The organism is Nonomuraea ceibae (assembly GCF_019396325.1).
Taxonomy (GTDB): Bacteria; Actinomycetota; Actinomycetes; order Streptosporangiales; family Streptosporangiaceae; genus Nonomuraea; species Nonomuraea ceibae.
In genome coordinates this window covers 118,672-132,936 of the sequence record NZ_JAHKRO010000009.1, presented here as the reverse complement: position 1 = coordinate 132,936, position 14,265 = coordinate 118,672, and the positions used below count along the sequence as shown (strand labels likewise).

Sequence of the window (14,265 nt, the reverse complement as noted above, 5' to 3'; positions counted from 1 at the left end):
TCCAGTGTCGTAGCAGCGCCCATGACCCCCTCCATATAGTAGGTGTACTACATTGATAGCACACATACTATTGATCGCAATACTCCTATGACATTCGATTGCAAGCGATCTTTAAGTCGCACCCGATACGGTCGAATCCGCCTGTAGCGGAAGAGGAAGGTGCGATGTCACGACCCAGAGAGGCCTTGATCCAGGCAGGCCAGGGCGTAGCCCAAGCGGTCGCCCAAGGAGGAAACGTACGCCAGGCCATGAGCCAGGCGGTCGGGCAGGTCGCCCAGCAGGCGGGCCAGCTCGGCGGGCAGGGTCAGGGCTTCGCCCTCAACCCGCACGACTTCGCCGCCGCCCGTGACGGCGGCGTGTCGATCGGCACGCAGATCGAGGCGCGCACCGCGTCGCTCAACGAGGCCGGCGAGATCGTCAACCGCAGCTTCGCCGAGAACGGCATGCACGTCATCTCCCCGGTGGTGATCCCCAAGGGCAACACCGCCAAGGTGATCGTGCCGCTGGGCATCCTCATCGTGCTCGGCCTGATCGGCGCCCTCGGCAACGTCATCCCCAACACCGAGCTGTTCTTCGGCCCCCACTACTGGGTCGTGCTGGTGCTGGCGGCCGTGTTCCTGTGGTGGCGGCGCAGCGTGGTCATGGTGCCCGAGGGCTGCAAGGCCCTGATCACCAAGTTCGGCAAGCTCGTGCACATCGCCGACCCGGGCCGCGTGACGCTGCTCAACCCCTGGAAGCGGGTCAGCTACATCGTCAACACCACCCGCGAATACCCCTTCAACGCGCCCATCAGCGAGGCGCCCACCCAGCAGGGCGTCAAGGCCAGCGTCGACCTGTTCCTGCAGTTCAGGATCGAGAACCCGGCCGAGTTCATCTTCGTGCTCGGCTCGGTGAGCGGCTTCCAGTCCAAGCTGCAGAACGCCATCAGCGAGGTCACCCGGTCGCTGATCTACGCCCAGCGCGCCGAGGACATCTACGACCTGGTGGGCGAGAGCACGGTCGGCATGCTCGACAACCTCAACCAGCAGTTCCTGCCCGCCGTGCGCCTGACCGACGTGAACATCACGCACGCCGAGCCGTCCAGCCAGGAATACCGCATGGACCTGGCCGCCCCCGAGATGGTCCGCGTGGCCAAGGAGGCGTACACCTACGAGTACGAGCTCCAGCTCCGCAAGGAGCAGAACGAGGGCGACCTGATCAAGGAGCTGGCCGGGCTGCAGGAGACGCTGAGCGCCATCCAGGCCGAGATCGCCGGCTACCAGGCCCGCATGGACACCGCGCTGGAGCGGGCCACCCACCAGGCGACCGCGCAGGCCAGGCAGCGCCTGGTCGAGGCCGAGTCGTCCGCCAAGGCCAACTCGGCGCTGCTGGAGGCGCAGGCGCTCGACATCCGGGCGCTCAGCGCGGCCGAGGCCCCCGAGATCCTCGACTACCGCTTCCAGCAGGACCTGCTGGACAAGCTGGAGACGGTCTCCGGCCGGCTGCCCCAGGTCGTGCACGTCGGCGAGAACAGCGACATCGACTTCCTGGAGCTGGCCCAGCAGCTCGTCGGCAGCAAGGCCGCGGTGCTGTTCACGCCCGAGGACATGGCCGCCATCCGCTCCCGCCTGGCCGAGATCGGCAGGCGCGTCTCCGGCCGCGAGGCCGAGATCGGCGCCCTGCTCAAGAAGGTCGAGGACGAGGTCACCGAGGCGCCCGACCCGGACCTCGCCGTCCTGGGCTCCCCCGAGGGCCGCCATCAGGCCGCCCCCGAAGGCGCCGTCCCCCAGAGCATCGAGGGTGAGGTCCGATGAGCCGCGAGTTCTCGAAGATCAAGGAGTCGCTGGCGTCCTGGTCGGAGATCCGCCAGCTGCTGCGCGGCGGCGAGCAGGGCCAGCTCGTCCCCGTCGTGATCCCCAAGGACCGGCGCGGCTTCTCCTGGATGGCGCTGGTGTTCATCGCGGTCTACTTCGCCGGGATGGCGGTGCTGACCGACTGGACCGTCATGGCCGCGCTGGCCGCGCTGTTCTTCCTGCTCGTGGCGCTGCTGACGGTGTGGCGCCGGGCCATCATCGAGATCGAGGAGGGCACCACCGGGGTGCGCAGCCACTGGGGCGCCATCACCGGCACGCTGCCCCCTGGCCGCCACTACCTGTGGCTGCCGTGGGACCGGGTCGACGCGGTCGTCGACACCTCCACCGAGATCCCGTACTCGGCGCCGATCGTGGCCTGCCCGACCGCCGAGAACGTGCCGCTGAAGTCGATCGAGTTCTTCCTGAAGTTCCGCATCGTCGACCCGGTGGCGTTCGTCCGCACGATCGGCGCCGGCAACTTCGACCTGGTGCTGTCCAGCGCCGTCCAGGACGCCATCCGGCAGCGCAGCCGCAGGGTCAACACCGAGCGGGCCTACGACCTGCGCGGCTCCGACGTCGGCGACATGCAGGACGCGCTCAACCGCCAGCTCGGCCGCTACGGGGTGCGCGTCACCGGCGCCAACATCCCCGACGTGCAGCTGCCCGACCAGTACCAGCAGCACCTGTCCACCCGCGAGAAGGTCGCCAAGGAGCTGTCGGCCTACGAGCGCGAATGGGAGCTGACCCGCAAGCGCCGCATCGACACGCTGCTGATGGAGATCGAGCGGTCCAAGAAGACCCGCGACGCCCGCGTGGTCGAGGTCAAGGCCGCCCACAACAAGGCGCGCAAGGACGTGGCGCGCATGCTGGAGGAGCAGGAGACCGAGGCGCAGCGGGTGCGCTGGGAGATCGAGGCGCGCGGCCGGGCCGAGCTGACCGCCGCCGAGAACGAGGCCAAGGCGCTGCGCCGGCTGGCCGAGTCCTACCGCGACAACCGGGCCGTGCTGCAGTACGAGCTGGCCCGCAAGCGCCTCGACGTGGGCGCCAAACTGGCGGAGAACGCCCCGCAGCCGCTGGTGGTCCGCACCCAGCAGGGCGGCGGCGACTCCGCGCTGTCCACCCTGCTGCTGGCCCAGCTTCTCCCCCGCTTCTCGGCCAACGGCAAGGACCAGGCGCCGACCCCCTAAGGAGGACTCATGGTGTTCCGCAAGCTGATGGCCGCGTTCGGCGCGGGCGTCGAAGTAGACACGGTGCTGACCAACGCCACCGTGCGCCCCGGCGAGCCGCTGCGCGGGGTGGTCAACTTCCGCGGCGGCGGCTCCGACTACAAGGTGGAGGGCATCTACCTGGACCTGACCGCCGTGGTCGAGGTCGAGTCGGGCGACAACGAGTACAAGACGACCTACAGCTTCCTGCGCCAGGCGGTCGCCGGGCCGTTCCAGCTCGCCGCCAGGGCCGAGCACGGGCAGCCGTTCGAGATCCCGGTGCCGTGGGAGACGCCGATCAGCGCGATCGGCGGCCACGCGCTGCCCGGCATGCGGCTGGGCGTGCGCACCGAGCTCGCGCTGGCCGGAGCCCTGGACAAGGGCGACCTCGACCCGCTGTTCGTCACCCCGCTGCCGGCGCAGGAGCACGTCATCCGCGCCCTGGACCGGCTCGGCTTCCAGTTCAAGAAGGCCGACCTGGAGCGGGGCACGCTGCACGGCTCGACGATGCCGTTCTTCCAGGAGATCGAGTACTACGCGGGCGGCCAGTGGCGGCGTCACTTCAACGAGCTGGAGCTGACGTTCATCGCCGGGCCGAGGCAGATGGAGGTCATCCTGGAGGCCGACCAGCGCGGCGGCTTCCTGACCTCCGGTCACGACTCCTACAACCGCTTCACCGTCCGCTACGGCGACGCCCCGGAGGCCGTCGACCAGGCGCTCCAGCACGGGCTGGAGCAGATGGCGCGCCGGCGCGGCTGGTTCTAGCCGGCCCGGCGACGGGAGGGCGGCGTCCGCGCCGCCCTCCCGTCCTTCATGGAGAGGTACGCCTTCCGCGCCTGGCAGGGACCTGACGCGCTCGTTACCATGACCCCGGGACTGACTGATCGTCGGGATGCGGGGCGAGCGATGGCACGGTTCGTGGGGGCGTTGCGGCGGATCGCCCCTTGGGCGGCCCAGAACGCGGACGTGGCGATCGCCTTGGCGCTGGCCATCGTGGTCGGCGTGCTGGGCATCATGCCCGACGACATCGTCCCGCCCAGCGTCCAGGCGCAGCTCGTCAGCGCCGCGACGCTGGTGATCCTGGCCCTGGTGGCGACCGCGCTGCTGCGCGACCGGGCGCGGCAGGCCCCCGTCGAGGAGACCATCACCTCCGGCGCGCTCGCCCAGCTCCCCGTCCGGCTGGAGCGGCTGGAGCAGATCGAGAACCTGGTGCAGGGCACCCGCAAGGCGCTCGACGCCCTCCAGCTCGTCCGGGTGCTCGGCAGCTCCCAGGAGATCGCCCAGGCGCACGCCGACGCCCGCCGCGACACCTCCCGGTGGAGCTTCAAGGGCGGCACCGGCACCTACCTGCGCGCCGTCACGCTGCCCGTGTGCGTGGCCGCCGCCCGCCGCGACAAGCGCCACCTCACCGTACGGATCGAGATCATCGACCCGACCGACGCCGAGGTGTGCGAGACGTACGCCCACTACCGCCGCTCGCTGTCGGACCTGCCCGACGGCACCGGCGAGACGTGGACCACCGACCGGGCCAGGAAGGAGTCGTACGCGACGATCCTGGCCGCGTTCTGGCACCGGCAGCGCTACGGGCTGCTCGACATCGGCGTGGGCCTGTCGGCCACGATGACGACGTTCCGCTGGGACCTGTCCAGCAGCCGCCTCATCATGACCGTCGAGGACCCGAACATGGCGATGACGGCGCTGGCCGACACCTTCTACTACGAGAACGGCGACACCGAGCTGCGCCTGAGCTTCGAGCAGGCGCGCCGGGTGCCGCTGGAGATGTACAAGCGGGTGCCGCTCAGCGACGAGCCCACGATCGAGGAGGTGCAGGACCTGTTCGAGCGCATCGGGATGCCGCTCCCCAAGTCCTACGACGGGCGCGACGTGGTCGACATCGCGCGCAAGGCGCTGCGCGCCGTCGACCCGTACGGCGAGCCGGCGCGCGGGCACGGGTCATGAGCTACGCGGGCGTCTACGAGCAGGTCGTTCAGGGCCGGGCCAGGGCGTGGGCGCTGGAGGCGGTCTCCGGCGAGGTCCGGGCCGTGCGGCACCCCCTGGGATTCGTCTGCCTCCCGCTGGAGCGGGACGGCGGCGAGGGGGTATGCATCCATCTGTGGTCCGATTCGCTCGCGCCGGCGACCAGCACCACCTCGCAGATCCACTGCCACAGCTGGGACCTGGTCAGCCACGTGCTCTACGGCCAGGTGCGCAACGTGCACGCGGTGCTCGACGACGCGGGCCCGAACGCGACGCACCGGGTGTTCGAGGTGGTCAGCGCCGCAGACGGCGACCGCATCTCACCCACCCCACGCACGGTCCGGCACCGCACCGGCCTGGTGGAGTCGTTCGGGCCGGGCGACACCTACACGCTGCCGGCCGGCCGCTTCCACAGCAGCGTCGTGCCGGAGGGCGGCGAGGCCGCCACGGTCGCGCTCGGGCGGGGCCGCCCGGGCAGCCGCGACCTGTCGCTCGGCCCGCTCGGGGCGGGCGACCACCACGTGTCGAGGCAGCCGCTCGACGCCCGGGAGACGGCGCTCGCCGTACGCCTGATCACCGCCCGCCTGAGCTGAGGGGTGCCGATGGACCTGGACCGCGCGCGAACGCTGGCCGTCGAGGCGGCCGAGGCCGCCGGGCGGCTGCTGGTGGACGGCGCCGCGGGCGCGGTGGGGGTGCGGGCCAAGGGCGGCTCCGGCGACGTGGTGACCGATCTGGACCTGGCGTCGGAGAAGCTGCTGCTGGAGCGGATCCTCACCGCCTACCCGTCGCACGCGGTCATCGCCGAGGAGTCGGGGCTGCTGGGCGTCTCGGGCAGTGAGTGGACGTGGCTGGTGGACCCGCTCGACGGGACCAACAACGTGGCGATCGGGCTGCCCGCGTACGTGGTCGGGCTGGCGCTGTGCCACGGCGGGCGACCGGTGCTCGGGGTGGTGCACGACCCGGTGACGTCCCGTACGTGGTCGGCGGTGCGCGACGGCGGCACGCTGGACTCCTCGGGCGCCCGGATGTCCCTTCCGCACCGGTCCGCACCACATGGGCCGCTGCTGGCTTGGACCCAGGGGTATGCTGTGACCAGGCACGACGCTGCGGCGCGAGCGCTGCGCACGAGGCTGGAGCTGGCTGCCAGGCGGGTGCTGCAGTTGTGGGCCCCGCTGCTGACGTGGGCGATGCTGGCGCGCGGCGACATCGACGCGATCATCGGCTACCGCGCTGAGCTGATCGACCTGCCGGCGGGCGTGCTGATCGCACGGGAGGCGGGCGCCGAGATCCGGGCGCTCGACGGCGGGCCGTTCGACGAGAGCATCGAGGGCACGGCCGACCGCAGCTTCGTGGCGGCCCACCCGAAGGCCATGCCGGGGCTGCTGTCGCTCCTGGCGTGACGATCTTGAATTCGTAAAAATCTTGAAGGTCCGGCGCGGAATGTCGATAACTTTCCGCGCCTTTCGACGTCTCACTAACAGGTGCGCGTTCCGGCGGCACCGGTGGAGAGGAGAACCCCATGGCGACCATGCTGACCCGGCTGAGCGTGACGGAGCTCGCGCAGGTGCTCTTCGCCTCCGCCGTGCAGCCGTCCGACACCGCGTCCGGCGCCGTGTCCGCGAGGGAGATCCGGGCGGCGATCGACCGGAGGCTGTGCGCGTGCGGCGGCCACGCCGGATGCGCCGCCTACGTGGCGCAGGAGGCGGGCGACCACCCGGACGCCTTCGTCACCCGCATGCGCTGGGCGCTGGAGGCCGTGGCGGGCGCCTATCCCGGTCCACGGGCGGCGGCATGAGCGGCGACGAGCGCAGGGAGTGGGCGCATCCGTGGTTCGCGGCCGTGGTCGGGCCGCGGCCGTCGGAGGAGAGGCCGGACAGGCCGGCCGAGGAGGACGAGCGCCGCGTCAGGCGCCGCGCTCGCCGCGTCGCGACGGTGCGCCGCCGCACTACTTGAGGAGATACTTGCACAGGCCCTTGGCGGTGACGACCCGCTCGCCGTCGACGGTGATGCGGCAGGGCGCGGGCCTGAACTGGCCGTTCTTGTCACGCACGGAGCCGGCCACGATGGAGACCAGCCGGCCGACCTCCTGCTCGGCGCCGGTCAGCTCGATGTCGGCCGTCCTCGACCAGGGCAGGGTGGCCGTGGTCTCGGTGCCGCTCTCGTCTGCGTTGTAGGCGATCGGCTGGACGGCCTCGCCCTTGCCGAGCACCTCCAGCTTGACCTTGCGCACCACCTTCTGCGGGGTTTCGGAGCTCGCCGGGCTCTGGGAGGGCGTGGACGCCGAGCTGGAGGGGGTGGGCACCGAGGCGGCGGAGCCGGACGTGCCGCAGCCGGTCAACGCTGCCGCCGCCACCAGGGCAAGACCGAAACATCTGATCAGAGGTGATTTGGCCATGGCGACCATTGTCCCCGACTTCCCCCGCCCCCGGTCCCTCAGCCGAAGGCCACCAGCGCCCACGTGGTCGCCAGCACCCCGGTGACGGCCAGCCCGGCGCCGGTCAGCAGGAAGCGGCGCATGGGCACCCGGACGTCGTGGCGGCGGCACGACTCGAACCACAGCAGCGTGGCCAGCGACGCCCACGGGGTGACGACGGTGCCCACGTTGGTGCCGACGAGCAGCGCGAACAACTGCCCCCGGTCGCCCGCCGGGATGACGCCTTCGAGCGCCTTGTAGGCGGGCAGGTTGTTGACCACGTTGGCCAGGCCCGCGCCGACGGCCGCCGTCCGGTACGGGTCGCGCTCGTCGCCGAGCATCCAGTGCATGAGGTCGTCCAGGCCGTAGCGACTGAGCGTGGGCACGACCAGGAACAGCCCGGTGACGAAGATCAGCAGTTGCCAGGGCACGAGCCGCCAGGTCAGCCGCTTGCGGTCGCGCACCGCGAACGCCACCACGACGACGAGCCCCGCCGCCGTCGCCGCGGCCCACACCTCGACCCTGGCCAGCAGCGCGACGATGAACAGCACGCAGGCCGCCGACGCGGCGGTGAACAGCGCCCGGTCGGCGATCGGCTCCAGCAGGGGCGGCGTGTAGCGCAGGTCGCGCCGCCGCCCGCGCCGCCAGAAGTACGCCCACAGGAATGCCATCGTGACCGCGATCGCGACCGTCTGCGGCGCCCACATGAAGGAGGCGAACTCCAGCGGGCTCAGCTCGATGCGGTGCATGGCCAGCAGGTTCGTCAGGTTGGAGACCGGGAACAGCAGGCTGGCGGTGTTGGCGAACCAGATCGTGGTCATGGCCAGCGGCAGCGCCGCGATGCGGGCCTTGGGGGCCAGGGCCAGCATCACCGGCGTGAGCAACACCGCAGTCGTATCAAGATTGAGAAATATCGTAATAAATGACGCAAAGACCGTACAAAGCAAGAAAAGGGCGAAATAGTTGCCGCGCCCGAGAACCGCCATTCTTGCCGCGATCGCGTCGAAGACCTGAGCCTCCTTGGTGAGCTCGGCCAGCACGATGACGCCCACCAGGAACACCAGCAGCGGCCCGATCTCGGTCAGGCTCGCCGTGGCCTCGGCCAGCGGCAGCAGCCCGGTCGCCACGAAGAGCAGGCCGAGCGCGAGCAACCCGACCCGGATCCAGTCGAGCACGCCAAGACGCCGCAACACCCGACGATGATCGCACACGTGCTGGGAAACTCCGATCCTCCGGGCGATACTGGGGAGATGGCACGTGACGGCAGGCCGACCCAGATCTTCGTCAGCTATTCCCCCGCCGACACGGCCTGGGCGACCTGGATCGCCTGGGAGCTCGAGGCGGCCGGATATCGCACGATGATCCAGGCGTGGGACTTCGTGCCCGGCACCAACTTCATCGACTTCATGGACCGCGGCGTCAGCGAGGCGCAGCTCGTCGTGGCGGTGCTGTCGCGCAACTACCTGAGCTCGCGCTACGGCCGCCTGGAGTGGCAGGCCGCGCTGCGCGCCGACCCGGACAACCCCTCCAACAAGCTCGTCACGATCCGGCTGGAGGACGTGCAGCTCGAAGGGCTGCTGTCCACGATCACCTGGGTCGACCTGCTGGGCGTCACCGACCCGGGGCAGGCCAGGGCCGCGCTGCTGGGCCGGGTCGGCGAGGCGCTGGCCGGCCGGGCCAAGCCGCAGGCCGCGCCCGCGTTCCCGACCGCCGGGGCGCCGCCCGCCGCGGTGCCGACGCTGCCGCCGCCCGCCGACCCGGCCCGCGCCCGGCGCACGCCGGTCTCCGCGCCGAAGTTCCCGCCCGCCACCGGGCCCCGGGAGCGGCGCGAGTCGCTCGCCGTGCTGCACATCGCCGGACCGCGCTTCGGCCGGGCGCTGCCCGAGCCGGGCGAGCCGTTCACGCCCGAGGACCTCCAGGCGCGGATCTGGGCCGACCTGACCGCCATGTACGACCGGGGCATGCCGCGGCCCGACCTGATGGTGGTCAGCGGCGACCTGACCGAGTCGGGCAGCCTCGGCCAGTTCGGCCAGGCGACCCAGTTCGTCACCGACTTACGGCTGCTCATCGGGCTGGAGCCGCACCGGCTGGTGATCGTGCCGGGCCCGCGCGACGTCACCAAGGCCGCCGCGAGCGCCTACTTCCTGACGTGCGAGGCCGACGACGTCACCCCGCAGCCCCCCTACTGGCCCAAGTGGCGGCACTTCGCGGGCCTGTTCGGCGAGGTCTACCAGGGGCTGGACGACCGGGTGTTCGACGGCGGCCAGCCGTGGACGCTGTTCGAGGTGCCCGACCTCCAGGTGGTCGTGGCCGGGCTCAACTCCACGATGGCGATGAGCCACCTGGAGCGCGACGCCTACCCGCTGATCGGCGAGGCGCAGGCCGCCTGGTTCGCCGAGCGGCTGCGGCCCTACGAGGAGCGGGCGTGGCTGCGGCTGGGCGTGATGGGCCATCCGCCGGCCGCGCTGCACGACGCGCCCGCCTTCGACCGGCTGCTGGCCCACCGGCTCAACCTGCTGTTCCACGGCCCCGGCCAGGCGGGTGAGGCGGCGATCGCCGCGCCGCGCGCCGGCCGCCACCACGTCGTCGAGCTCACCCCCGCCGCGACGCGCGTGTGGCTGCCCGACGGCGGCGCGCCGGAACGTTCCCGGCGCACCTGGCGGGCCGCCCGCGCCACCTTCACCGGCGAGGCCCCCGGCACGCCGCCTCCCGCGCAGGCCGCGAGCTCGGGCGAGCGCGAGCCGAGCCCCGTCGACCTGCTGCTCGACCGCATCACCGAGGTGTGCGAGGCCCGCCACGAGCGGGCCCGCATCCGCCGCCTGCCCGGCCACCTGGTGGTCACCCACCCGGAGGACGGGTTCGTCCGCCAGCTCATGATCGGCGCGCACGTGGGCGAGCTCACGCCCGCCGACGCGGCCGACTTCGTCCGGCGCGCGCACGCGGCGGAGCTGGCCGCCGAGCTCGTCTACCAGGGGCCGCCCCCGGCCCGCGCGCTGCGCGAGGACCTCATGCGGCGCGGCGTGCGGCTGCGCAGCTTCACCGAGTTCCAGGGGCTGCTCGACCTGTCGGGCTACGTCGGCGAGCAGACCGCCAGGCTCGCCGCCGACCACCGCTACCCGCCCGAGCTGTACGTGCCGCAGCGCTACCGCGAGCTCGACCGGCCCGGCCAGCACGTCAAGGACGGCCTGACCGACGAGCTGATGCGGCTGCTGTCGGCCGACCACGGCCGCTTCCTGCTGCTGCTCGGCGACTTCGGCCACGGCAAGACGTTCGCGCTGCGCGAGCTGGCCCGGCGCATCCCGGTCGAGCTGCCGCACCTGACGCCGATCTTCATCGAGCTGCGTGCCCTGGACAAGGCCCACTCCGTCGACGGGCTGGTGGCCGCCCACCTGGCCAACCACGGCGAGGAGTTCATCGACCTCAAGGCGTTCCGCTACCTGCTGCGCCAGGGCCGGATCGTGCTGCTGTTCGACGGGTTCGACGAGCTGGTCACCCGGCTCACCTACGACAGGGCCGCCGACCACCTGGCGACGCTGCTGGCCGCCGCCGAGGACAAGGCCAAGATCGTGGTCGCCAGCCGCACCCAGCACTTCAAGTCGCACAGCCAGGTGCTGACGTCGCTGGGCGAGATGGTGGGCGTGCTGCCGCAGCGGCGGGTGCTCGGCGTCGAGGACTTCACCCACGACCAGATCCGCTCCTACCTGGCCAACCGGTTCGACGACGGCGACGAGGCCGGCGCCCGCATGTCGCTCATGGAGGGCATCAAGGACCTGCTGGCGCTGGCGCAGAACCCGCGGATGCTGAGCTTCATCGCCGACCTCGACACCGACCGGCTGCGCATGGTGGCCGGCGCCCGCCACACGATCAGCCCGGCGCTGCTGTACGAGGAGATCCTGCAGTCGTGGCTGGCCTTCGAGGAGCGCCGGGCCAAGGTGCCCGGCTCGCCCGCCTCGCTGACCAGGGACGAGCTGCTGCGGGCGGTGACGGCGCTGGCGCTGCGGCTGTGGGACTCCGGCGAGTCGCTGCTGGGCCTGGACGAGCTGACGGAGATCGCCGAGACGCTGGCCGACCTGGCCAGCGGCCAGCTCACGGTCGCCCACACCGCGCACGCCGTGGGGTCGGGCAGCCTGCTGGTGCGCACCGAGGAGGGCATGTTCGGGTTCATCCACACCTCGGTGATGGAGTGGCTGATCGCCCGGCACGTCGCGGCCACCCTCGACTCCCCCGCCGCGCTGTCGCGCGGGCCGCTGTCGGCGCTGAGCATCGAGTTCCTGTGCGACCTGGCCGACGTGCCCACACTGCGCGCCTGGGTGGCCGACCCGCCCGCCGACGACGTGGCCCGCGCGAACGCCGTCAAGATCGCGGCCAGGCTGCGCACCCCGGCCAAGGCCGACCTGCGCGGCGCCAACCTCAAGGGCGAGGACCTGTCGGCGCGCGACCTTCAGGAGGTCGACCTGACGGGCGCCGACCTGAGCGGGGCCACGCTCGCGGGCACCAACCTGACCAGGGCCGTCCTGCGTGACGCGAAGCTGACCGGGGCCCGGCTCGACGGGGCCGTGCTGGCGGGGGCCGACCTGCGCGGCGCCGACCTGTCGGGGGCCCGGCTGGCCCGCTCCGACCTGAGCGACGCCTCGGTCGAGGGCGCCCGCTGGCACCGGGCCGCGCTCATCAACGTGACGGGCACGCTGCCCCACCTGCCGGGCGCGGCCGTGGCCCCCGGCCAGCCGGTGGAGATCCAGCTCGCCCCGGCCGCGATCGGCGTCCCGTACGGCTATCACTTCCAGACCAGCCGGCTGCCCGAGCCGATCGCCTACAGCCCCGACGGCTCCACGATCGCCATCGGCAACGAGGACGGCGACGTGCTGCTGTGCGCGGGCGGGCTGCCGGTGCGCACGCTGCACGGCCACGGCGGCCGCGTCTACGCGGTCGCGTTCGCCGGCGAGCTGCTGGCCACCGGCGCGAGCGACGGCACCGTACGGCTGTGGGACTCGGCCACCGGCGAGCCGCTGCGGCAGCTCACCGGGCACGCCGACGGCGTGTGGCCGCTGAGGCTGAGCCCGTCGGGCGAGCTGGTCGCGGCGGGCGGCGGCGACGGCGTGGTGCGGGTCTGGGAGACCGCCACCGGCGACCTGGTGCACGAGCTGGCCGGGCACCAGGCGCCCGTCTACACGGCCTCGTTCGGCGGCTCGACGCTGGTGACCGGCGACTCGGCGGGCGTGGTGCGGGTGTGGAGCCTGGCCGGCGGCGAGCTGACCGGCACCCTCGACGGCCACCGCGGCTCGGTGTTCCGGGCCGTGCACAGCCCCGACGGCACGCTGCTGGCCACCGGCGACGAGGCGGGCACGCTGCGGGTGTGGGAGACGCGTACGTGGACGTCGCGGGCGGCGCTCACCGGCCACCGCGGCAGCCTCTACTGCGTGACGTTCTCCCCCGACGGGTCGCTGCTGGCCACCGGCGACACCTCCGGCGACGTGCGGCTGTGGGACCCGGAGGGAGAGTTCCGCGGCCTGCACACCACCCACGCCGCCGCCGTCTACCAGGTGGCGTTCTCGCCCGACGGCCACACGCTGGCCACCGGCGACGCGGGCGGCGTGGTGCGGCTGCAGCCGGTCGGCTCGCCGCACCGGGTGGAGCTGACCGGGCACCGCAGCTCGGTGTGGCCGTTCGCCTGGCGGCCCGACGGCGAGCAGCTCGCCACCAGCAGCAACGACGGCACCGTACGGCTGTGGGACCCGGTGTCGGGGCTGTGCCAGCGGGTGCTGCGCGGCCACGGCAGGCGGATCACCTCGGTGCGCTTCAGCGCCGACGGCTCGATGCTTGCCACCAGCGGCAACGACGGCGTCGTGCGCGTGTGGGAGCCGCGCGCCGGGCGGCTGCTGCGGGAGGTGCCCGGCCGCGCCGACCGGCTGGTGTCGGCGCTGTTCTCACCGGCCGGGCCGGTCCTGGCCGCCTCCAGCAACGACGGCGGCGTGCACTTCTGGAACGCCACCACCGGCGACTACGAGCGCGAGCTCAACGTCGAGACCGACCACGTGTGGGCCGAGGCGTTCAGCCCCGACGGCAACATGCTGGCCACGGCCAACGACGACGACAGCGTGCGGATCTGGTGGCGCTCGACCGGCCGCATGGTCACCAACCTCGGCGACCACCGCGGCCGGGTCCGCTCGATCGCCTTCAGCCCCGACGGCCGCTACGTGGCCACGGGCTGCGACGACCGGCTGGTCCGGCTGTGGCACGTGGAGTCGGGCGGCCGGGTGGCGACCCTCGAAGGGCACACCGACCGCGTCTACTCGGTGGCGTTCTCGCCCTCCGGCCGCCGGCTGGCGAGCGGCGGCAACGACGGGCTGGCCATGCTGTGGGAGCTGCGTCCGGGCCAGCCGTGGCAGCCGGCGCTGCGCCACACGATGCGGGCGAGCGCGGGACGGCTGTGGAGCGTCAGCTTCGACGCCTCGGGCGAGCGGCTGGCGACCGGCGGCGACGACCGCGCCGTGCGCGTGTGGGACGCCGCCACCGGGCGACTGCTGCACACGCTGCCGGGACACTCCAGGCGCGTCTGGTCGGTCGCCTACAGCCCTGTCTCCGACCTGCTGGCCAGTGCGGGCGACGACGGCGTGGTCATCCTCTGGGAGGGCGCTGAGCGCCGTACGACGCTGCTGGGGCTGCCCGAGGGGTGGGCGGCGCTGGCTCCGGACGGACGCTACAAGGTGCACGGGGACACGGCCGGGCAGTTCTGGCACGTGCTCGGCATGGCGCGCTTCGAGCTCGGCGAGCTGGACGCGCACCTGCCCGGAGTCCGCCAGGTGCCGCTCGACGCGCCCTTCTGACGGCGGCGCCGTGG

Annotated in this window: 11 protein-coding genes; 9 read left to right on the top strand and 2 right to left on the bottom strand. The window is 72.4% G+C overall.

Going from position 1 to position 14,265, the window contains the following annotated elements; all coding sequences use genetic code 11:
* Positions 1 to 164 precede the first annotated feature (164 nt).
* From KME80_RS09210 to KME80_RS09175, 8 genes are all read left to right on the top strand, one after another.
* Entirely contained in the window at positions 165 to 1,793 is a 1,629-nt protein-coding gene (locus KME80_RS09210; protein WP_219502563.1) for an SPFH domain-containing protein, read from the top strand.
* On the top strand, positions 1,790 to 3,019 hold the full coding sequence (locus tag KME80_RS09205) for an SPFH domain-containing protein (protein WP_219502560.1): 1,230 nt from the start codon (positions 1,790 to 1,792) through the stop codon (positions 3,017 to 3,019). The genes KME80_RS09210 and KME80_RS09205 overlap by 4 nt, the downstream gene beginning before the upstream one ends.
* Before the next feature lie 9 nt (positions 3,020 to 3,028).
* Entirely contained in the window at positions 3,029 to 3,802 is a 774-nt protein-coding gene (locus KME80_RS09200) for a sporulation protein (RefSeq protein ID WP_219502556.1), read from the top strand.
* Positions 3,803 to 3,943: 141 nt separating this feature from the next.
* The gene (locus KME80_RS09195) at positions 3,944 to 4,996 is read left to right on the top strand and encodes a hypothetical protein (protein ID WP_246644361.1); all 1,053 of its coding nucleotides are present in this window, start codon (positions 3,944 to 3,946) and stop codon (positions 4,994 to 4,996) included.
* Positions 4,993 to 5,607: a hypothetical protein gene (locus KME80_RS09190; protein ID WP_219502553.1), complete on the top strand. Its 615-nt coding sequence runs from the start codon at positions 4,993 to 4,995 to the stop codon at positions 5,605 to 5,607. The genes KME80_RS09195 and KME80_RS09190 overlap by 4 nt, the downstream gene beginning before the upstream one ends.
* A 9-nt stretch (positions 5,608 to 5,616) precedes the next feature.
* Complete coding sequence (locus KME80_RS09185) at positions 5,617 to 6,414, top strand: inositol monophosphatase family protein (RefSeq protein WP_219502550.1); 798 nt, start codon at positions 5,617 to 5,619, stop codon at positions 6,412 to 6,414.
* Positions 6,415 to 6,533: 119 nt separating this feature from the next.
* Positions 6,534 to 6,809: a hypothetical protein gene (locus KME80_RS09180; protein WP_219502547.1), complete on the top strand. Its 276-nt coding sequence runs from the start codon at positions 6,534 to 6,536 to the stop codon at positions 6,807 to 6,809.
* On the top strand, positions 6,806 to 6,967 hold the full coding sequence (locus KME80_RS09175) for a hypothetical protein (protein WP_219502537.1): 162 nt from the start codon (positions 6,806 to 6,808) through the stop codon (positions 6,965 to 6,967). The genes KME80_RS09180 and KME80_RS09175 overlap by 4 nt, the downstream gene beginning before the upstream one ends.
* Here the strand turns inward: KME80_RS09175 and KME80_RS09170 are convergent.
* Together KME80_RS09170 and KME80_RS09165 are read right to left on the bottom strand one after the other, a co-directional pair.
* Complete coding sequence (locus tag KME80_RS09170; protein WP_219502535.1) at positions 6,960 to 7,409, bottom strand: hypothetical protein; 450 nt, start codon at positions 7,407 to 7,409, stop codon at positions 6,960 to 6,962. The genes KME80_RS09175 and KME80_RS09170 overlap by 8 nt on opposite strands.
* Positions 7,410 to 7,447: 38 nt before the next feature.
* Positions 7,448 to 8,620: an ArsB/NhaD family transporter gene (locus tag KME80_RS09165; protein WP_308125677.1), complete on the bottom strand. Its 1,173-nt coding sequence runs from the start codon at positions 8,618 to 8,620 to the stop codon at positions 7,448 to 7,450.
* A 57-nt stretch (positions 8,621 to 8,677) separates the two neighbouring features.
* Between KME80_RS09165 and KME80_RS09160 the strand changes: the two genes are divergently transcribed.
* Positions 8,678 to 14,251, top strand: coding sequence for a WD40 domain-containing protein (locus KME80_RS09160; RefSeq protein ID WP_219502532.1), 5,574 nt, complete (start codon positions 8,678 to 8,680; stop codon positions 14,249 to 14,251).
* The last annotated feature ends 14 nt before the right edge of the window (positions 14,252 to 14,265 follow it).